Source organism: uncultured Campylobacter sp., assembly GCF_937997465.1.
Classification (GTDB): Bacteria; Campylobacterota; Campylobacteria; order Campylobacterales; family Campylobacteraceae; genus Campylobacter_A.
The window spans coordinates 1-16,745 of the sequence record NZ_CALKTQ010000287.1; the positions used below are offsets into that span (position 1 = coordinate 1).

The following is a 16,745-nucleotide window of genomic DNA, read 5'->3' on the forward strand; positions in this document are numbered from 1 at the left end:
TTCTAGCGCCGCCGCCGCCAAGAGGCTTTGGATGGTCGCTGTGGTTATCGCCGCCGACGTGGATCATTAGCGAGTGACCTTTTAGTTCGTCGATTGTTTTGATTTTCGGAGCTAGCACAGGATAAACCGCGTTACCCTCGGCATCGACGAAAAGCGCAGGCAAATCGCCCTTGTGACCGCTGTCATCCCATGCAAAAGAGTGTTTTTTAGTCTCAGCCGGATCCCAGTGTCCGCCGGCTTTCATGCCTAGGCCCTTCTCGTTAGCGCCACAATCTGCGTTTTGATGCACGTGAAATCCGTGCGCGCCGCCCTCAAGGCCTTTAAGGTTCGGGAATAACGCCACACCATAGTTAGTCTCGATCGCTACAACCTCGCCCACGACTGTGTTGCCTTTTTCGCTTAGTTGCTCCATAGTTACGACTAGGTGTTTGCCAGCCTTTGGATCAAAGACTTTTTCCTCGTGCGCAAGGGCGCTAGTAGCGAGTAGGCAGCCTAGAGCCGCGCTAGCTAAAACGATTTTTTTCATTTTTTCTCCTTAAAATGTAATTGCACTGTAACTATAGCCTAAATTTGATTAATTTAGGCTTTAAATTTTACTTAAATTTGATACGCCGCGATGCTTTAAATTTGCCGCCCTTTCGCGCAAAGCAAAACTCGTCAAATTTACTTTATCTCGCTTAAAATTTGCGCCAGTTCGCCGCTTTGGCCGATGCGGTAGAGCGCGAAGTCGTATTTGATCGGGTCGGCTGGGTCAAATTCACAAAGCTTGTCCGTTAGCTCGCGCACAGCCCTAAAATCATAGCTTTTGCGAGAGATTAAGCCTAAATTTAGCGAAACTCGGTGCGTGTGTACGTCAAGAGGCATGAGTAGCTTGCTTTTTGGCAGGTTTTTAAATAGCCCAAGGTCGATGTCGCTATCTCGCACCATCCAGCGCAGGAACATATTGTAGCGTTTATACGGGCTTTGCGGCGCTTTTTCGTATGGTTTGCCGAAGAAAAACTCATACCCCTCCGAGCGGTAAGGATTTAGCGAATAGATAAATTTAATAAGCTCGTTTATGCCGTCCGCCATCGAGCCGTTTTTTTCAAAGCCCGCTCTCACCGCACTCTCGATATCGCCGTGTTTTTTTAGGCGCGAAACGGTGGTAAAAATCTGCCGCACGTCCTCGCAGCTTTGAAATCGGTATTTGTGTTGCGTCAAATTTGAGGCGATTTGCTCCTCGCTTTTATCTAGCAGCGAAAAATCGAGCGAATTTAGAAAATTTACGATTAGTTTTGCGTTGCCGTAAGCAAAAAGCGCGCAGATGAGCGAAATTTCAGGCGTTTTAAATTTGCTAGCAACTTGCAGCGGATCGGCGGCGGCAAACAAGTCCGCATTGGTATTTTTAGAGATTACGTTTTGATCCAGGAGGGTTTTTAAGTCCATTTTTAGCCTTTTTGGCCGAGATTTTAAACCAAAAAGGCTAAAATAAATTTAAATTTACTGTTTTAGCGTGAGCAAGGTATCGAGCATCTTTTCTACGGTCGTGATTATTTTAGCCGCCGCACCGTAACTGCTTTGAAAGCGTATGAGGTTTGTCAGCTCCTCGTTTAAATTTACGCCGCTAACCGACTGATACTCAGACATAGCAACTTTATGGATAGCTGTATTTGCGTCGTTTAGATCGTTATTTGCCTGAGTTTGGCTAGCTAGATCGGTGGTTATATAGCGATAGTAGCCCTCGACGCTCTCCTCCTTGTCCGCATGCTTGTCGGAGTAAAATATGATTTTTTTATACTGCATTTGCACCATATCGTTTGCGACTTCGTTGTTGCCAGGAGTCGGGTTTGAGTAGGCTTTTAGCTTGTGCGGATTTTCCATCAGCTCGCTTTTTACGCTCATATTTTTCGCGTTTCCGCCCTCAAAAACTCTATTTACCCCGATAATACCTGGGAAATTGGTACCTTTATCGACGAAAGCGACGCTGTATTCGCCGGCGTTTCTTTTAGCTGTTACGCCAAACGTGCCTTTGCCAGTCGCCGCGTCGTATTGGTAGTTTGCCTGAAAATAATCGTCCACGTCGTTTAGCGAATTGTTATCGCCGTTGTCATCGGTGTCTGAGTTAAAGTCTCGCACGATAGAGTTGCCGCGAGTATTGTCATTTATAGTAGTAGAGGCGTTTATGTTTATCGTTTTTCGAGCGACCTCTTGACCTTGGTTGTTATAAACTACGACGTCAAAGCTACCGTGCTTGATATCGTCGTTAAAATTCATCAGCGTCCTAGAGTCGCTTAGACCGTCTAGTTCGTCGGTTACGGCGTTTTCTACGGCCGATCTTGCGTAGATATTGTTTGTCTCATTTATGATGCCTTTGGCGAAGGTATTTAGGTTGTCGATGTATTTTTGTATGGTTCCGTCTTGAAATTCGCCGTTATCATCCACTCTTCGTCCGCGCAGATCTAGTGCGGCACCTAGTTTACCGCCCGAGATTCGTCCGTTTAGATCAACTTTCTTGCTATCGTCTCTTTCGAAAAATACACCTTTAAAATCGCTCTTGTCGCTTATCCTATCGACTGTTAGCGGATGATACGTCGTACCGTCTACGATATTAAATCCTGAAATATTTATCTGATGCTTGGTACCCATATCGGTTACGGTCGGATCGATATTGTTGCTTTGTAGTTGCCCCTTAAATACGCTTATGCCGGCAAATTTCGACATCGCAAGCTCGAGCTGATCGCGTTTGTCGCGTAGGTCGTTTGCTCTAGTAGTGCCGACTGACTCGACACGCACGATCTCTTTATTTATCTGTGCGATTTGCTTGGCGTATTTGTTTATTTCATTTACGGCAACTTCTATCTGCGAGTCCACGTCCTTTTGGATCTTAGTTAGCATATCGTGAGCTTTGCTTATGCTATTTGATAGCGTCGCGGCCGAATTTAGTAGATTTACCTTCTGAGAACCCTCGGTTGGGTTAGAAGCGAGGTTGTTCCACGCGTTAAAATAATTTTGCAAATCCCTGCCTATGCCTACGCTTTGTAGATCAGGGAAGCGCTGCGAAATCTCCTCTAAAATTTGCTTTTTATATTCGCTTGATTCTAAATTTATATTTGAAGTACGGAGCCTAGCAAAAGTAAACTCATCATGCACGCGTACGACCGTATCGACCTTGGTGCCAGTACCGATGTCGCCCGGCATATCGTGAAAAGGCTCTCTGGCAGACTGCACGACGCGCTGTCTAGTGTAGTGCTCGCTGTCGGCGTTTGTGATGTTGTGTCCTGTCGTAGTGATCTGCGTCTGCGCGGCATCTAAACCGCTAACTCCAATATGTAAAGACGAAAATATATTAGCCATTTTTTAAACCCTTGTTTTAAATAAACTTTCAGGCGTCAAGCCTTCTTTATCGTAGCTGCCAGACTCGCTTTTAAACATGTTTTTTAGCAAGCTATCAAAAAATTCTTTCACTCCGACGACGTATTTTGCGTATTCTTTGTTTTTTGAGTATAGCTCTTCAAGCTTTGAGCGCATAAGAGCTAGAGATGATTTTACCTCATCGTCAAGGATAGAGCTTAAATTTCCCCCGCCGTTTTCCTTCGAGACTCTTAAAAGCTCTTTATCTAGCAGCGATTTTATAGATTCGAATTTTTTAACCAGCTCGTTTTTGCGTTTGACGCTATCATCGACCTTAGTGTGATCGGCTAGTTTTATCTTTTCTATATCTTCCGTAGTTTGGGCGATGAGCTCGTCTAGTACGCCCATCGCCTCATCTAAATATCTTTTAAGCATTTTTGTCCTTTCTTTTTACGCAAGGACAAAAAATCTTATAAAAGCGTATCGGCAACAGCTTTTGCAGTCTTGGACATATCTAGTTTATATGTTCCGTTAGCGATCTGCTCGGCTATCTTTGCGACCTTGCTTTCTTCTTTGCCTTGTGTTTTTTCCATGTTTTCGCTCTTTTTTACGTCGTTTGAGCGAGTTATTTGCTGTGGGCTCATGCCCAGTTTAGCTCCCAAAGTTCCTATCATTTTAAAGCCTTTTTAGATTTGTTAGAAACTAAATCGGCAAATTTTGAAATTTCTTAAGCCCTTTCTTTCAAATAATTGAATAAAAGTTCGCTAAAGCCCAAATTTCCGCTCAGAGCCTTACTCATCGTGTCGTTATACATCGAGTGATATATCTCGTCTCCGGCGTCCTTGCCAAATAACGGATTTTCATCCTTTAGCGCGATATCTAGCACGCTTTTAACCAAAAACGCCTCAAAAGCGTCGGTTTGCTCTTTTAAAAGCGCGTCTTGTTCGCTTTGAGGCTTATCCGTGCGTCTATTTTCGATAGAGCTCGTAGCAAATTTATTATAAGAGCTTAAAGCCGCCGAACTGTCTACGTTTAACATTATATTATCTCCAAATTTACGTGTATGGCGCCCACGCGCTTTAGATTTTCCATGATCGCTATGATGTCGCTAGGCGTCGCGCCCATCTTGCTTAGCGCTCTTGCGACGCTAGCTACGGTTGTTTTTTCGCCGCTGATTTTTAGCATATTAGTTAGCGGATCGACCGCTGCGCCGTCTTGTAGATCGATTGTTTGCTGATTTGCCGCCATGTCGTCATACGAGCTAGGCTCTATCTTTATCGTGATATCGCCGTGCGTGATGACGACGGGATCAACTGTGATATTTATACCACTTACTATCGTGCCCGTGCGCTCGTCGATTACGATCTTATCTAACGCTTTATAATCCACGTCCAAATTTAACACCCTAGCTACGAAATCGACCATATTTGCGCCGTTTGGCTTAGCGATCCTGATCGTTCGAGAGTCCACGGCCACCGCACTATCGCCGCCTACGTTTAAATTTACGGCTCTTTGGATGTTTGAAGCGGTGTCGAAATTCGACTCCTTTAAGCTTAAAAATATCGCTTCTTGATTGTAGATATCGTACGCTATTTCGCGCTCCACGATAGCGCCGCTTGGGATCGTGCCCGCGGTTACGTGGTTGCCGCCTTTACTTCCACCTCCGCGAGATGCGGTTTTACCGCCTATGGTTAGCGAGCCCTGCGCTAGAGCGTAAATGTCGCCGTCCACGCCCTTAAGCGGAGTCATCAAAAGCGTTCCGCCCTGAAGGCTCTTTGCATCGCCGATAGATGATATCACGACGTCGAGCTTATCGCCCTGCCTAGCAAACGGCGGCAGCTTTGCGATAACCATTACCGCGGCGGTATTTTTTGATTTGATGTCGTCTGGCTTGATTTTTACGTTCACGCTTTGAAGCATATTTGAAAGAGACTGGATCGTAAACTCAGAGCTACTGCCGTCGCCAGAGCCGTTTAGACCGACGACCAGACCGTATCCGATCAGCTGATTTTCCCTCACGCCAACGACGTTTGCGATGTCTTTTATCTGCGCCGCAAAAGTCGATATGGCAAGGCTCAGCAAGCATGCCGCTAGTTTCATTTTCGTCCTTAAATTTGTATTTTCAAGGACTAAAAGCAATTAGCATTCCAAATTTGATGCAAGAATTTAAGAATAGTAGCTAAGCGAGGTATTTCCGAATTTTTTAGATTTTAAAAGCGTAAAAGCCCCGATATTTTCGGGTAAATTTATATGGCTAGCATGCTCAAAAGCGATCAGGTAAATTTTATCTTTAGGCAAATTTAGCACCAAATTTACGCACTTTTCATAAATATCCGCAAAGCCGTCTCTGATATCAAAAGGCGGATCAAGATACAAGACAACGGGCAAATTTTGCCTAGCGACGATAGCTGGCGTCATCTCAAAAGTATCGCCATTTACGATTTCTAGCTCGTCGCCGATAAGTTTAGCGTTTTGCAACGCGATTTTATAAGCGTTTTTGTCGATTTCTACCGCGTACGCCTTTTGTGCGCCATTGCTTAGCGCTTCTGCGGCCATCAGCGCGCTACCACCGAAAGCCTCGATAAAAACCTTACCCGCTAGCTCGTAGCGAAACGAATCAAAAAATGAGCCTTTGACGATGCTTTTTGTGCTTCTTGTAGTTTGAAGCGATGGCAAAAGCAGCTTTTTACCTTTAAATTTGCCGCTTGAAATCGTAGCGTAGAGATTTTTCAACGAGCTTTCCTTAGAATCGCAAGTAGCTCTTCTTTAAATTTATCTATCAAATTTGAAACCTCAGTCTCCAAATTTGAACCGTTTTGCAGCGCGGCTTCTTCTTTTGCGGGCGCGGTCGCGCGAGAGAGCGCAATGGGCTCTGAAAACTGGATCGCCAAGTAAAACTCCTCAAGCGCAGAAATAAGGGCCTCTTTGCTAAAAGGGATTTTTAGATGCGGCGAATGCTCGGCGATCACGAAAACGGGCTTTTTGGTCTCTATCTTTTTGTCCGCCACGATAAAGTCGCAATCTTTTCTAGGCGAGATAAAATCCCTCAAAAATAGCCTTAGCGACTCTCCTAGCAAAATACAGTCGCATTCAAACGAAACTTTCACAAATTCTCCTTTTTCTCGCCTTAATTTAGGCTGGATTTTAACAAATTTATGCGAAAATTTAAATTAAGCAAAAATTTTCCCAAACTGGGCTAAAAAAATTTGCAAATTTGACGATATAGAAGCTAGCAAATATTTAAAGGAGAAAATATGGAAATTTTCAAAGTAGCAAGCCAACCGATGGCAAACGTAGCTACAAGCTCACACGCGCAAAGCTCTACGCAAACTAGAGAGGTCGAAAGGACACAGATCCAACAAGATACGACACGCAATCTAACCGAGCAAAACAACGAAACGCTAAGCAAAGAAGTAAAAGAAGCCACCGAAAAACTAAATAAACAAATGGAAGATCTAGGCACCAGCATACGCTTTGGCTATAACGATAAAATAGGCGCGATGTATGTAAACGTAATGGAGATGAAAACGGGCGAAATTATTCGCAAAATCCCGACCGAGCAGGCAATGAAGCTAAGCGAATATTTTAAAGAGGCGGTCGGAGTTTTATTTGACAAGGAGAGCTAAAAATGGCACTAGGTAAAGTTTCTTCGCTTGGCTTTGGTAGCCAAGTTTTAACGCAAGACGTTATAGATAAGCTAAAAGCCGCCGACGAAGCGGGTCAAATAAAACCCGTAACTGCTAAAATCACGGCAAATGCGACAAAGCAAAAAGATCTGACCGCTCTAAAAACGCTAATAGGCACTTTTCGCTCCTCAGTTTCAACTCTAGCAGACGATAGCTCATATCAAAAAAGAACCACTAGTTCGGATGGAAAGAGCGCAGATATAAGCGTGAGTGCGGGCGTCGCAGTACAAGATATCGACATAGATGTTAAGCAATTAGCCAAAAAAGACGTTTATCAAAGTACTAAATTTGGCACCTCAAGCTCGTTTATCGGCAAAAACGGAACCTTTGGTATAAAAGTCGGAGACCAAACCTATAAAATCGAGGTTAAAAACTCCACTACGCTAGAAGAGCTAGCCGATAAGATCAACGAGGTCACAAACGGCGCCGTCTCGGCAAAAGCGATGAAGGTTGGCGGCGAAGATCCGTATCAGCTTATATTGCAGTCCAAAGAAACCGGTGCAGAAAATAAAGTCGAGATAACAAATGTCGATAGTGATGGCACAGCCCTAACCGGTGCAGACGACGTTTTGCAAAAATTAGGCTGGGATAGCGCAAATATCGCAAACAACAAAATCTCAACGGCACAAGACGCCGAGTTCGTCTACAACGGCATTACGATAAAACGAAGCGGCAACGAGGTAAAAGATCTAAATTTAGGAATGACGATAAAACTAAAAGATACCGGCAAGACGACTTTTAGCGTCAAAGAGGACACGAGCGCGATAAAAGAGAGCATGCAAAGCATGGTGACGGCGTATAATAATCTCGTAAACAACCTAAAAGTCGCTACCGATTATGATTCGGACACGAAAAAATCGGGCACTTTCCAAGGCGTGAGTGAGATAAATACGATAAAATCGACGCTAAATAAAATTTTATTCGGCAATCAGACCTACACGAAAGATAACGTAACAAAGACGGCAAATTTAGCCGACTACGGTCTAAGCCTAAACAAAGAAGGCCTGCTAGAGCTAGATAGCTCAAAACTCGGCAAAAAACTAGATGAGGATTTGCAAAGCGTCCAAAAAATATTTGCCGGCGGCACTACCTACGGCACGGCTCAAGTTCTTAGCTCAAAACCGGTAGACAGCGGCGCACTCACTATCGGTGGCGATGATCTAGTGATAAACGGCAAAAAGATAAATTTAGCCGCTACGCCTGCGTCAAATTCGGCAAAAGAAAACGCGCTAGCGCTGCTAAAAGCCATAAACGACGCCGGAATATCGGGCGTACAAGCGACGCTAACCGCAAACGAAGACGGCATATCGCTAAAAACTACAAACGGTACGGCGATAAGCATAAAGGGTTCTGGAGCGGCGCTAAACGCCGTGGGCTTTAGCGAATCAACCGTAACGCCGAAAAATACGACCGTAAACGGGATATTTGCATCGGCTAAAAAAGCCGTAGATAGACTGATTAACTCAAAAGACGGCTCTTTAACCAAGTATAACCAAAGCCTGATTGACGAGAAAAAGTCGCTGGACTCGGAAAAAGAAAAGACGCAAAAGTCGCTCGATGCAAAATACGCCACGATGGAAGAGCGATTTTTGGCATACGACAAGATCATCAGTAAGCTAAATAGCGAATTTTCGTCGCTAAAATCGATGATCGAAGCCGAATATAATAAAAAATAAAGGTAAATTTATGCAATACAACACTGCACACGCGGCGTATTCGCAAAATACTGTAGGCGGCATCGAGTCGCCTACCAAGCTTATCGAGATGCTTTACGAGGGCGTTTTGAGATTTATTTTTAGAGCTAGAAAAGCAATGCAAGATAACGACGTAGAGAAAAAAGTATATTTCATAAATCGCACGAACGCTATCTTTATCGAGCTTTTAAACTCGCTAGACTACAACCAAGGTAGCATCGCGCACTATCTGAGCGGCCTTTATACGAGGCAGATCCAACTGCTGTCAATGGCAAATATAAACAACGACGAGCAGAGCCTAAACGAGGTCGTGAGCGTAACCAAACAGCTGCTTGAAGCATGGAAAGAGACGACTGGTACAGGACAAGCTGATGTGGCTGGATGAGCTCAAAATAGCCGTAGCTAGCAATGACGCGGAGACTATCGCGGCACTAGCGGACGAGACTCCTAGTAAATTTGACAGCCTAGAGGATGCCCTGCAAGCTCAGGAGCTTCTGGGTGCAGCGATAAATTTGATACAAAAAAACAGAACCGAGCTCGGCAAAGAGCTAGAAAAACTAAAAAACGTAAAAAAATACATAGCGTCGTAAATAATTTCTCAAATTTACGGCGCTTTTTATCTCAAATTTCTTTCTAAATTTTATCCCGCAAAGGCAAAGATATGACGAAAAACGCTATAAAGGACGCTTTAAAAAATAGACTCGGCGCGGATGTAGCGGGCGACTTTAGAGTGCTAAAGGAGCACGAACTAGTCAAATTTAACGATGAAGCGAATTTTGTTTTTGAGGGCGAGAGCGAGATAGTGCGCGAGTTTTATATCTTTGCAGATACGGGCACGGGCGATCTTTGGCTTGTCTGTTTAGATGACGGCAAGGTTGCTTTTTACGATCACGACGCGGGTTATCTTTGCGCGTCAAATTTGGTTAAATTTGATCTGGATATAGCAGGCTGGCTTGAGATCGCCGAGATGTTTGGAAAATTTGAGACCATAGACGAACCGAGCGACGAACAAAAATCCAAATTAAAACTAGCCATTAGCGCCCTATGTCCGCAAATTTTAGAAATTTGGGATATTTAGGCTCCAAAAACGCGCCTTGCGCCGTTTCAAACTTAAACCCTATCCGTAGCCGTCAAATTTAAACCCAATTCCGCCTCGCCAAATTTGATCAAATTTTACTTTGCCGCACGGTCGCCGCAAACCTTAGCTTAAATTTGCAAAACGCGCCGTTAAGATAGCGGTCTATCGCAATCAAACCCACGAATTTAAAAAATATAAGCTAGCTAAATTTAACGAAATAAAAGTAGTAAAAGGCATGGCGATAAGCCGAGTTCTGTCGTGAGTGATTATTTATCTACTCCAAATTTTACAATTTGGCTCTAGCGAAGGGTTTGACATAAGACTCAAAACCATCCCTTCTTGCTGCGAGTTGGGTTTATATAGCCGCCGCGCTTGCACGCCGCGCTGGTGGGCTCTTACCCCGCCGTTTCACCTTTACCGCCGAAGCGGTAGTTTGCTTTCTGTTACACTGTCCCTTGGGTCGCCCCAGCCATCCGTTAGATGGAACTCCGTCTTATTGCAGCTCGGACTTTCCTCTTTTGCCTACGCAAAAGCAATCACTTGCCATACCTTGGGCGCGATTATAGCTTTTTCGTGTTTAAGGATAGCTTGGGCTAGATCTTATGATTTTTAATATGCGTAAAAATACGCGTATATCTAAGTTTTGTAGGTACGCAAATTTAACGATCTTGCGTCAAATTTACGTTTTTCATAGACGAGATTAAGCCTTCTTTAAAAACTCCGTCTTTAGCACTATAACGCCCATTTTATCGATCTTGCCTTCGATTTCTTTGTCGTCGTCCGTGATTTTAATATTTTTCACCATGGTTCCGCGCTTTAGCGTCGCGCCCGCGCCTTTTACTTTTAGATCTTTGGTCAAAGTTACGTTATCTCCGGCGTTTAGTTCGGTACCGTTTGCGTCTTTTGGCATATTTTCTCCTTTAAATTTAGCGCTCATTTTACTAAAAAATAAGCAAAAATCAAAATCTAAGCCGCTAAATTTAAAAAAACGAGTTATAGGCGTCAAATTTGTCGCCGTCAAATAAGCTCAAATTTGACGAAACCAAGTCCGCCAAAATTCGCCGTAAACGCGACGAAATCAAAGACTGCGCCAATAAAATTCGGCTTCAAATTTATTCCTCTGTGCAGTCTTTTGCTTTAGATGACCTTACTGGCCCATCTGCTGAAGTCCGGCGCAGCCGATATTATCTCCGCCGTCGCACGCCTTTTTATATAAAGCGCGCGCCTTTTCTTCGTCTTTGCGGTCATATGAGTCGTTTTGATATATCATCGCTAGGTCCCTGCAAGCTCACGGAAGCGACTGACATGCCTGTTCCAGTATCTCCGCCGCAGCATCGACATTGCCCATATCTCTAGCCATGACGCCTATTCGTGCGCACGCGGATGCGTTATTGGCATTACAAGCTTTTAAGAAAAACTGAGCGGCAGTACCCTGATCCTGCTGGACGCCGTAACCTCTCACGTATGCCAGACCCGCCTCCTCGCAAAGCACTGCACTGCCTAGTTCGCAGTCCTTTGACGATGCTTTAAATTTCTCGCTGTGGCGGTTTTCTTGATAAAGACCAAAAGCCTTTTTGCACTGCTCGGTGCTACTCTATTGGCACTCTTTTGCGGCAGTTACCAGCTCTTCGCTATCCTTTGGTCTTTCAGGCGCTTTTAGTACCCTTCTAGGCTTTACCTCCCTGCCTAGTCGTTGCCGCCCTCGTAGCAAGCAGATTTAAAAAGCGCCGTCGCGCTTGCGTAATCGCCTTGCGCCTTAGCTTTTAACGCTTCGCCGTAGTCAGCAGACGGATTTGCCTGAGCAAAAGCAACCAAAATGCCGATCGTCGCAGCACTCAAAAGTAGCTTTTTCATAGCGCCTCCTTTAAATAGATTTATAATGAAATTATAGTACGAAAGGATATGGGAGTGTTAAAATTGGCAGTTTTTATTTTAAATTTTATGGTGAAATTTGTGGCTAAATTTGGACTAAATTTAGCTACAAAACAAGGCTTTAAAATTTTAAAATTTAAGGCAAAAGGAATCAGATTTGACCCTTTTGCCGTTAAATTTAAATAAGCTTTTTGATGACGTCTAGCACGAGATTGCACTTTGGCACGACGGAGCTAGCGTCCATATACTCATTTTTGGTGTGCATATTTCCGCCCGTAGGCCCTAGTCCGTCAATCGTCGGGCAGCCAGCCGAGGCCGTTATATTGCCGTCGCTTAGACCGCCGGCGTCCACCCAGCTCACCTTTGCGCCCGTTTCTTTGGCGACCTCGTCAAAGACCGCTTTGATCCTCGGCAAATTTTGCTCGTCTATCATCGGCGCTTCTTCGTTGATTAGCGTCTTTTTGTGAGTTACGCCGTTTATAAACGGTTTGCTTAGGATTTCATCCAACTTTTTGTTAAAAAACTCGACCGAGGAGGCAAATTTATACCTCATCTCGCAGGTCACGCTGGCAAACTCGGGCACTACGTTGTGCGCGGTGCCGCCGTTTGTGATGATGGAGTTAAAGGTATGTCCCGCCGCAAAATCAGTCAGCTTTGATAGCTCGACTACAAAATTTGCCGCCTCGACGAGCGCCGAGCGACCGAGCTCGGGATGATTGCCCGCATGCGCGCCCACGCCGTGAAAATCTATCACGTAGGTCATTACGCCTTTTCTAGTCGCCACCATCGAGCCGTCCTCGCGAGCAGGCTCCATCACGAGGCAAAATTTGGACTTTCTCGCGTATTCGCGGATCTTTTCTTTGGTGAAATTTGACCCCGTCTCCTCGTGCGAGTTTAGAAACAAAGCGACGTTGATTTTACTAAGATCAAGCTCCTTGATGACGTAGAGCGATAGTAGCGCGCCGCCCTTATCGTCGATGACGCCTAGCGCATTTACCCTGCCCTCGTTCTGAGTAAAAGGGGTGTTTTGCACCGAACCAACGGGAAAAACCGTATCCATATGCGCAACGAAAAGCACGTCGAATTTCGCAGCGTTCGGATTATTTGAGATAAGTAGGCAGTCAGCGACCTTATCGGTGCCAAGCACGACCTTTTCGTGCTTTAGGCCGAGCTTATCAGCTTTATTTATAAACCACTTTGCGACGCTATTTACACCCTCTATGCTAGACGTCGGACTCTCGATATCGGTTAGCTCCTTTAGCTCGGCTAGATATTGTTTCAGCTCCTCTTGTTTCATGGACTATCCTTTTATACGATGAGACTCATTACAAACATAGCCAGATAGGCGTTTAGGATACATATGCCAAACAGCACCAAGTAGTGCTTGCCCGGGATGCCCAGCACGCCTAGCACGCGACCCATATACTGCACCGTAGAGCCTACTAGCGCCATGCCTGGGATCAGTACTGCGATATCGGGAGCCGTTAGAGTGCCGCCCTGAACCAGCGCCACTAGCACGCCAGCAGACCCTCCCCAGCTAAGAAACGCCGCCATGATAACCGCTATCGACTCGCCCGGAAGCCCAAGCGGCAGCATAACAAAGCCAAGATACTTGCCTATGATATCAAGTGCGCCAGAGACCTTTAGGATGTGTATGATAACAAAAGCCATAAGGACGTTTGGGATAGTGTTGTGAACGGCGATATCCCAGCCCTTTCTAGCGCCTTCTACGAAAACGTCGGTTAATAATTTATTATTAGCTTGCTCGCTCATACTTCAGTCTCCCCGTCTTTTACGAATTTTTTGACGTAAAGTCTCATCAAATTTGCCCCAAATACCTTAAACACCAAAATGATTCCCAAGCCAGCCGCGATAGATATAGGTGCTAGGGCTCCGTTTTTGTCCGCAACCAAAAGTAACGGAGCGAAAGATGCTAGGAAATTTGTGATCATCGCGCCTGCGCTAAACTGAAATGCGGCAAATATCAAAAGCTCTTTGTGCGTGATCTTGCCGTCTTGGCGTAAAAACTTTGCCGTAGAGCTACCCGCATCGGTGCTTTGAGTACTAGCTATGAGCGAGATCGAGCAGCATCCTGGGATACCAATGAGAGGCTTTAGCACGGGAGTGAGCCAGCGTGAAGCCGCGTAAAGTGCGTAATATCTCTCAAATATCGCGACGAACCCAAGAGCGAGCATGATCGCAGGAACCAAGCTAAGCGCAAATATAAAACCACCCTTTGCGCTTGTGCCGCCTGCGGTTTTAAACCACTCCGGAAACTGTCCGGTTAGCTTACCGAAATCAAAGATACCGCCTGCGACATCCTTTAAGAAACCGCCGAAAAAGACGATAGCTAGGATCAAGGCAACGGTGCCGATCGCTAGCTTTTTGCCGTCGTTTGCCTCTTGCATAAAGCCTCCTTAAAAATAAAGTAAATACATAGGTAATATACAGTCGCGAACCTTAGGAATGAGTAAAAAGCAGATTAAGATAATGAATAATATTTAGTTCTTTTAGTTAATGTTACTTTTAGATACTTTGATTTAAAAACAATCAAATTTAATAAAAATAATCATAAATTTGCAGCTTTAGCAATACGAACCCAAGGCTTGAAGCGATTTGTTTAAAACAGCGATAGTGTTAAAATTTGACGACGATAAAGCAAGCGGCTTAACTAGTAAATTTAAAGTAGAAATTTGCAAATTTAGCGCAATATAACGCCAAATTTTAACATAGAAAGTCAAGGCAAATATCGCGAGATGATTTATGTTTTCTACATCGCTAGGCTCGTAGCCAAATGGAATAAGTAAATTTCGTCCCAAGCTAAGGCATATAGCCTATCGCAGGGCGAAATTTACGTTCTGCTTGCAGTTTGCGAGCAAAGCGGAGCAAAAATCATTTAAAAGAGCGAGAGACGAACCGCTTTATTTCAGATTATTCAAAGATATTTTTATGCAAGATTTCCTCCAGCACCACCGTCGCGTAGCTTCCTTTTTGCAGCGTGAAATTTATCGTAAAATGAGCCTTTTCCTCGTTGTATTTGTAACCGGCATCCTCTAGATAACACCACGCAAAGCGCCTTGAACCCGTCATTTTGGCTTTAAATTCATTCGCCTGCGCGAAAATTTGATCCTCTACTGCCTTCGCTGCGCCCTGCGCCCCATACGCCTTAGCGCCTGCTATCAGCCCGCAGCTGGTGATATCTCTCGCGTCAAAGCGCGCGCCCTCCGCGTCCAAATCCTCGCATAAAAAGCACTTGCCGTGCGGGTAATGCCCCAAAACTTCGCCCTCAATAAGCTTAAAAAATCTCTTTTGTGATTTTAAATTTTTCAAAATCGCGCCGTCAAGATAAGGGTAAATTTGAGCTAGCTCGCCTAGACTAAAATCCTGTGCAAATCTCGAAATCTCAACGCGTTTGCTAAGCCAGCGGTTAAAAAGATCGCTTTGAAAAGCCGAGATCAAAAAGTCGTTTAGCTTTGGATTTTTGCTCTTTTTGCCGTTTACGGTGCCAGATTTTAGCAGCTCCAGCCCACTTTGCGCATTGTCGCCGTATTTGCCAAAGCGCTGATAGCCAAAGTAGTTAGCATATCCTGCCTCATCTATGTTTCGCACAGCTTGCTCGAGTTTAGCAGCTTCGCTAGGCATCACTTTTTTTAGGCGGATAAAAAAACTATTGCCTTTTAGGTGCCCGATGCGAAGCTTATTGTCGTGCGCGGCGAGGCTTAAAATTTTCATCTTTTCGTGGCTAAAATTTGCAAGTGCGGCCTCAAATTTACGCGGCATCGAGATAAACTGCGTCGTCATGCCCTGCTTGTCTTTTAGCCCCGCGTAGCCAAAATCTCGCATCTTTACGCCGCTAACCTCGCTTAGAGCGTGCAAGGCTTCTTGCGTCGTCATATCTTTTTTGCAAATTTCAACGATGAGGTGCTCGCCCCGCCCGCTAAATGCGTAAAGCGGGATCTCGCGCACCACAAAATCGTCCGAGTTTTTACTAAAATATGCGTTGATAGGCGCGTGAGTGAGCGCGTAAAGAGGTTTAAAAATGGTGGTTTCTTGCATTGCTTTTAAATTTTCCTTTCGTGATTTTGGCAAAGATCGTGATTTTCGTGCGGGTTTTGCGGGCAAGGCTGAGGATTTTAGTGCGGTTTTTCGGACTAAACGTAAATAAAATCTCGTATTCCTCGCCGCTATTTAGCTCCTGTTTGCTTAGCCGCTTGCTAAATTTTACCCCGCAGCGACTCTGCGCGCAAAGCTTGGCTAGATCAGTGCAAAGCCCGTCTGAGACGTCCATGGCGGCGTTTATCTTATCTGCCGCGGCGTAGAAAAATTTATCTTTTAAAACAGGTTTTTTAAAGCGCGAATTTGACGCGACCCGCCCGCCGTTTAGAAGCGTCCTAAGCCCCTTTAGGCTCTGACCTAGCTCGCCCGTAAAAGCGACTAGATCGCCATTTTTCGCGCCGCTTCGCAAAACCGCCTTGCCTCGGAGGCGCGAGATAATCGTGATGCTAAGTAAAATTTTATCGCTACCGATCGTGTCGCCGCCGATGATAGTTATGTCGTATTCATTGCAAACGTCCGCAAATCCTTTACGCAAAGCCGATATCTGCGCCGCGCTCGTTTTTTTTGGTAGCCCAAGCCCCAAAAGCGAAAATTTAGGCTCGGCATTCATCGCGACGGCGTCGGAGAGATTTACGAGCATCGCCTTGCGTGCGATCTCCTCCATACTTAGCCAGCCTGCGCGAAAGTGCGTCCCCTCGCAAAAAAGATCCTTGCTATACACCCACTCTCCGCGCTCATGCGCGACTAAAGCGCCGTCGTCGCCGATGAAGGAGTTGCTAAATTTATCGATTATTAGGCGTTCTTTATCCATTTTGCGATTTTATAAAATTCGGGCTAAAAAGGCGCTTGAAAAACGAATTTATTTAAGCGGCTCGGCAAATTTAACCTCTCAAATTTGCCGAGTTTAAAATCTATCCGAAAATCTCAAATTTGCTAAAAAGCTCCGGCTCATCTTTTACTACGCCACGCCTCACAAGACTAGCCACCACTTCGCGCTCGCAGTCAGTTTGCATAGGCCAGCCACGAGTA

General features: G+C 45.0%; 25 protein-coding genes and 1 other RNA gene. 6 read left to right on the forward strand and 20 right to left on the reverse strand.

The window, feature by feature from the left end; genetic code table 11:
- The 9 genes from Q0546_RS09420 to Q0546_RS09460 form a co-directional block, all read right to left on the reverse strand.
- On the reverse strand, positions 1–526 hold a 526-nt coding region (locus tag Q0546_RS09420), incomplete at its 3' end, for a superoxide dismutase family protein (RefSeq protein WP_298792490.1).
- 137 nt (positions 527–663) lie between these two features.
- Positions 664–1,425 carry a TIGR02757 family protein gene (locus Q0546_RS09425; RefSeq protein ID WP_298792492.1) on the reverse strand — a complete coding sequence of 254 codons (762 nt, stop codon included), beginning with the start codon at positions 1,423–1,425 and terminating at the stop codon, positions 664–666.
- Positions 1,426–1,479: 54 nt separating this feature from the next.
- Positions 1,480–3,333, reverse strand: coding sequence for a flagellar hook-associated protein FlgK (gene flgK / locus Q0546_RS09430; protein ID WP_298792494.1), 1,854 nt, complete (start codon positions 3,331–3,333; stop codon positions 1,480–1,482).
- Positions 3,334–3,336: 3 nt separating this feature from the next.
- A complete protein-coding gene (gene flgN / locus Q0546_RS09435) occupies positions 3,337–3,765 on the reverse strand; it encodes a flagellar export chaperone FlgN (protein WP_298792496.1) in 429 nt (142 codons plus the stop codon).
- Between the two features lie 35 nt (positions 3,766–3,800).
- A complete protein-coding gene (locus Q0546_RS09440; protein ID WP_122873807.1) occupies positions 3,801–4,004 on the reverse strand; it encodes a flagellar biosynthesis anti-sigma factor FlgM in 204 nt (67 codons plus the stop codon).
- 53 nt (positions 4,005–4,057) lie between these two features.
- A complete protein-coding gene (locus Q0546_RS09445) occupies positions 4,058–4,369 on the reverse strand; it encodes a rod-binding protein (RefSeq protein WP_298792498.1) in 312 nt (103 codons plus the stop codon).
- Complete coding sequence (locus Q0546_RS09450) at positions 4,369–5,430, reverse strand: flagellar basal body P-ring protein FlgI (RefSeq protein ID WP_298792500.1); 1,062 nt, start codon at positions 5,428–5,430, stop codon at positions 4,369–4,371. Before Q0546_RS09450 ends, Q0546_RS09445 begins: the two co-directional genes overlap by 1 nt.
- 66 nt (positions 5,431–5,496) lie before the next feature.
- Complete coding sequence (rsmD, locus tag Q0546_RS09455; protein ID WP_297941125.1) at positions 5,497–6,063, reverse strand: 16S rRNA (guanine(966)-N(2))-methyltransferase RsmD; 567 nt, start codon at positions 6,061–6,063, stop codon at positions 5,497–5,499.
- Complete coding sequence (locus Q0546_RS09460) at positions 6,060–6,437, reverse strand: hypothetical protein (RefSeq protein ID WP_298792501.1); 378 nt, start codon at positions 6,435–6,437, stop codon at positions 6,060–6,062. Before Q0546_RS09460 ends, rsmD begins: the two co-directional genes overlap by 4 nt.
- A gap of 147 nt (positions 6,438–6,584) precedes the next feature.
- On the opposite strand from Q0546_RS09460, the gene Q0546_RS09465 reads away from it, so the two are divergent.
- The 5 genes from Q0546_RS09465 to Q0546_RS09485 all read left to right on the forward strand — a co-directional run bounded on the left by Q0546_RS09465 (position 6,585) and on the right by Q0546_RS09485 (position 9,788).
- A complete protein-coding gene (locus Q0546_RS09465) occupies positions 6,585–6,956 on the forward strand; it encodes a FlaG family protein (protein ID WP_298792503.1) in 372 nt (123 codons plus the stop codon).
- A gap of 2 nt (positions 6,957–6,958) precedes the next feature.
- Positions 6,959–8,692, forward strand: a complete 1,734-nt coding sequence (gene fliD, locus Q0546_RS09470) for a flagellar filament capping protein FliD (protein WP_298792505.1) — start codon at positions 6,959–6,961, stop codon at positions 8,690–8,692.
- A 10-nt stretch (positions 8,693–8,702) separates the two neighbouring features.
- Positions 8,703–9,095: a flagellar export chaperone FliS gene (gene fliS / locus Q0546_RS09475; protein WP_298792507.1), complete on the forward strand. Its 393-nt coding sequence runs from the start codon at positions 8,703–8,705 to the stop codon at positions 9,093–9,095.
- Positions 9,082–9,300, forward strand: a complete 219-nt coding sequence (locus Q0546_RS09480) for a hypothetical protein (RefSeq protein ID WP_298055848.1) — start codon at positions 9,082–9,084, stop codon at positions 9,298–9,300. Before fliS ends, Q0546_RS09480 begins: the two co-directional genes overlap by 14 nt.
- Positions 9,301–9,371: 71 nt before the next feature.
- Positions 9,372–9,788: a hypothetical protein gene (locus Q0546_RS09485; RefSeq protein ID WP_298792509.1), complete on the forward strand. Its 417-nt coding sequence runs from the start codon at positions 9,372–9,374 to the stop codon at positions 9,786–9,788.
- A 226-nt stretch (positions 9,789–10,014) separates the two neighbouring features.
- Here the strand turns inward: Q0546_RS09485 and rnpB are convergent.
- The 5 genes from rnpB to Q0546_RS09510 all read right to left on the reverse strand — a co-directional run bounded on the left by rnpB (position 10,015) and on the right by Q0546_RS09510 (position 11,642).
- Positions 10,015–10,340, reverse strand: an RNA gene (rnpB, locus tag Q0546_RS09490) — RNase P RNA component class A.
- 148 nt (positions 10,341–10,488) lie between these two features.
- Positions 10,489–10,698: an alkylphosphonate utilization protein gene (locus tag Q0546_RS09495; protein WP_298792511.1), complete on the reverse strand. Its 210-nt coding sequence runs from the start codon at positions 10,696–10,698 to the stop codon at positions 10,489–10,491.
- Between the two features lie 237 nt (positions 10,699–10,935).
- Positions 10,936–11,058 carry a hypothetical protein gene (locus Q0546_RS09500; RefSeq protein WP_298055843.1) on the reverse strand — a complete coding sequence of 41 codons (123 nt, stop codon included), beginning with the start codon at positions 11,056–11,058 and terminating at the stop codon, positions 10,936–10,938.
- Positions 11,059–11,076: 18 nt separating this feature from the next.
- Complete coding sequence (locus Q0546_RS09505) at positions 11,077–11,280, reverse strand: hypothetical protein (RefSeq protein WP_298792513.1); 204 nt, start codon at positions 11,278–11,280, stop codon at positions 11,077–11,079.
- Between the two features lie 194 nt (positions 11,281–11,474).
- Positions 11,475–11,642, reverse strand: coding sequence for a hypothetical protein (locus Q0546_RS09510; RefSeq protein WP_298055837.1), 168 nt, complete (start codon positions 11,640–11,642; stop codon positions 11,475–11,477).
- A 54-nt stretch (positions 11,643–11,696) separates the two neighbouring features.
- Between Q0546_RS09510 and Q0546_RS09515 the strand changes: the two genes are divergently transcribed.
- Positions 11,697–11,846, forward strand: a complete 150-nt coding sequence (locus Q0546_RS09515) for a hypothetical protein (protein ID WP_298792515.1) — start codon at positions 11,697–11,699, stop codon at positions 11,844–11,846.
- Here the strand turns inward: Q0546_RS09515 and Q0546_RS09520 are convergent.
- From Q0546_RS09520 to Q0546_RS09545, 6 genes are all read right to left on the reverse strand, one after another.
- Positions 11,839–12,957 carry a M20/M25/M40 family metallo-hydrolase gene (locus Q0546_RS09520; protein ID WP_298792518.1) on the reverse strand — a complete coding sequence of 373 codons (1,119 nt, stop codon included), beginning with the start codon at positions 12,955–12,957 and terminating at the stop codon, positions 11,839–11,841. The two genes, Q0546_RS09515 and Q0546_RS09520, sit on opposite strands and share 8 nt — an antisense overlap.
- 11 nt (positions 12,958–12,968) lie before the next feature.
- Entirely contained in the window at positions 12,969–13,433 is a 465-nt protein-coding gene (locus Q0546_RS09525; protein WP_002950687.1) for a YjiG family protein, read from the reverse strand.
- Positions 13,430–14,068, reverse strand: coding sequence for a nucleoside recognition domain-containing protein (locus tag Q0546_RS09530; protein WP_002950689.1), 639 nt, complete (start codon positions 14,066–14,068; stop codon positions 13,430–13,432). Before Q0546_RS09530 ends, Q0546_RS09525 begins: the two co-directional genes overlap by 4 nt.
- 177 nt (positions 14,069–14,245) lie before the next feature.
- Positions 14,246–14,479: a hypothetical protein gene (locus tag Q0546_RS09535; protein ID WP_298792520.1), complete on the reverse strand. Its 234-nt coding sequence runs from the start codon at positions 14,477–14,479 to the stop codon at positions 14,246–14,248.
- A gap of 112 nt (positions 14,480–14,591) precedes the next feature.
- Positions 14,592–15,716 (reverse strand): tRNA pseudouridine(13) synthase TruD, encoded by a 1,125-nt coding sequence (gene truD, locus Q0546_RS09540; protein WP_298792521.1) that lies wholly within the window; start codon positions 15,714–15,716, stop codon positions 14,592–14,594.
- On the reverse strand, positions 15,694–16,527 hold the full coding sequence (locus Q0546_RS09545) for a thiamine-phosphate kinase (RefSeq protein ID WP_298792524.1): 834 nt from the start codon (positions 16,525–16,527) through the stop codon (positions 15,694–15,696). Before Q0546_RS09545 ends, truD begins: the two co-directional genes overlap by 23 nt.
- Positions 16,528–16,745: the final 218 nt, after the last annotated feature.

Coding starts and splice junctions, on each gene's coding strand:
- Q0546_RS09425 (WP_298792492.1), bottom strand. CDS start 1,425: ATGGACTTAAAAACCCTCCTGGATCAAAACGTAATCTCTAAAAATACC.
- flgK (WP_298792494.1), bottom strand. CDS start 3,333: ATGGCTAATATATTTTCGTCTTTACATATTGGAGTTAGCGGTTTAGAT.
- flgN (WP_298792496.1), bottom strand. CDS start 3,765: ATGCTTAAAAGATATTTAGATGAGGCGATGGGCGTACTAGACGAGCTC.
- Q0546_RS09440 (WP_122873807.1), bottom strand. CDS start 4,004: ATGATAGGAACTTTGGGAGCTAAACTGGGCATGAGCCCACAGCAAATA.
- Q0546_RS09445 (WP_298792498.1), bottom strand. CDS start 4,369: ATGTTAAACGTAGACAGTTCGGCGGCTTTAAGCTCTTATAATAAATTT.
- Q0546_RS09450 (WP_298792500.1), bottom strand. CDS start 5,430: ATGAAACTAGCGGCATGCTTGCTGAGCCTTGCCATATCGACTTTTGCG.
- Q0546_RS09465 (WP_298792503.1), top strand. CDS start 6,585: ATGGAAATTTTCAAAGTAGCAAGCCAACCGATGGCAAACGTAGCTACA.
- fliD (WP_298792505.1), top strand. CDS start 6,959: ATGGCACTAGGTAAAGTTTCTTCGCTTGGCTTTGGTAGCCAAGTTTTA.
- fliS (WP_298792507.1), top strand. CDS start 8,703: ATGCAATACAACACTGCACACGCGGCGTATTCGCAAAATACTGTAGGC.
- Q0546_RS09480 (WP_298055848.1), top strand. CDS start 9,082: ATGTGGCTGGATGAGCTCAAAATAGCCGTAGCTAGCAATGACGCGGAG.
- Q0546_RS09485 (WP_298792509.1), top strand. CDS start 9,372: ATGACGAAAAACGCTATAAAGGACGCTTTAAAAAATAGACTCGGCGCG.
- Q0546_RS09495 (WP_298792511.1), bottom strand. CDS start 10,698: ATGCCAAAAGACGCAAACGGTACCGAACTAAACGCCGGAGATAACGTA.
- Q0546_RS09500 (WP_298055843.1), bottom strand. CDS start 11,058: ATGATATATCAAAACGACTCATATGACCGCAAAGACGAAGAAAAGGCG.
- Q0546_RS09510 (WP_298055837.1), bottom strand. CDS start 11,642: ATGAAAAAGCTACTTTTGAGTGCTGCGACGATCGGCATTTTGGTTGCT.
- Q0546_RS09520 (WP_298792518.1), bottom strand. CDS start 12,957: ATGAAACAAGAGGAGCTGAAACAATATCTAGCCGAGCTAAAGGAGCTA.
- Q0546_RS09525 (WP_002950687.1), bottom strand. CDS start 13,433: ATGAGCGAGCAAGCTAATAATAAATTATTAACCGACGTTTTCGTAGAA.
- Q0546_RS09530 (WP_002950689.1), bottom strand. CDS start 14,068: ATGCAAGAGGCAAACGACGGCAAAAAGCTAGCGATCGGCACCGTTGCC.
- truD (WP_298792521.1), bottom strand. CDS start 15,716: ATGCAAGAAACCACCATTTTTAAACCTCTTTACGCGCTCACTCACGCG.
- Q0546_RS09545 (WP_298792524.1), bottom strand. CDS start 16,527: ATGGATAAAGAACGCCTAATAATCGATAAATTTAGCAACTCCTTCATC.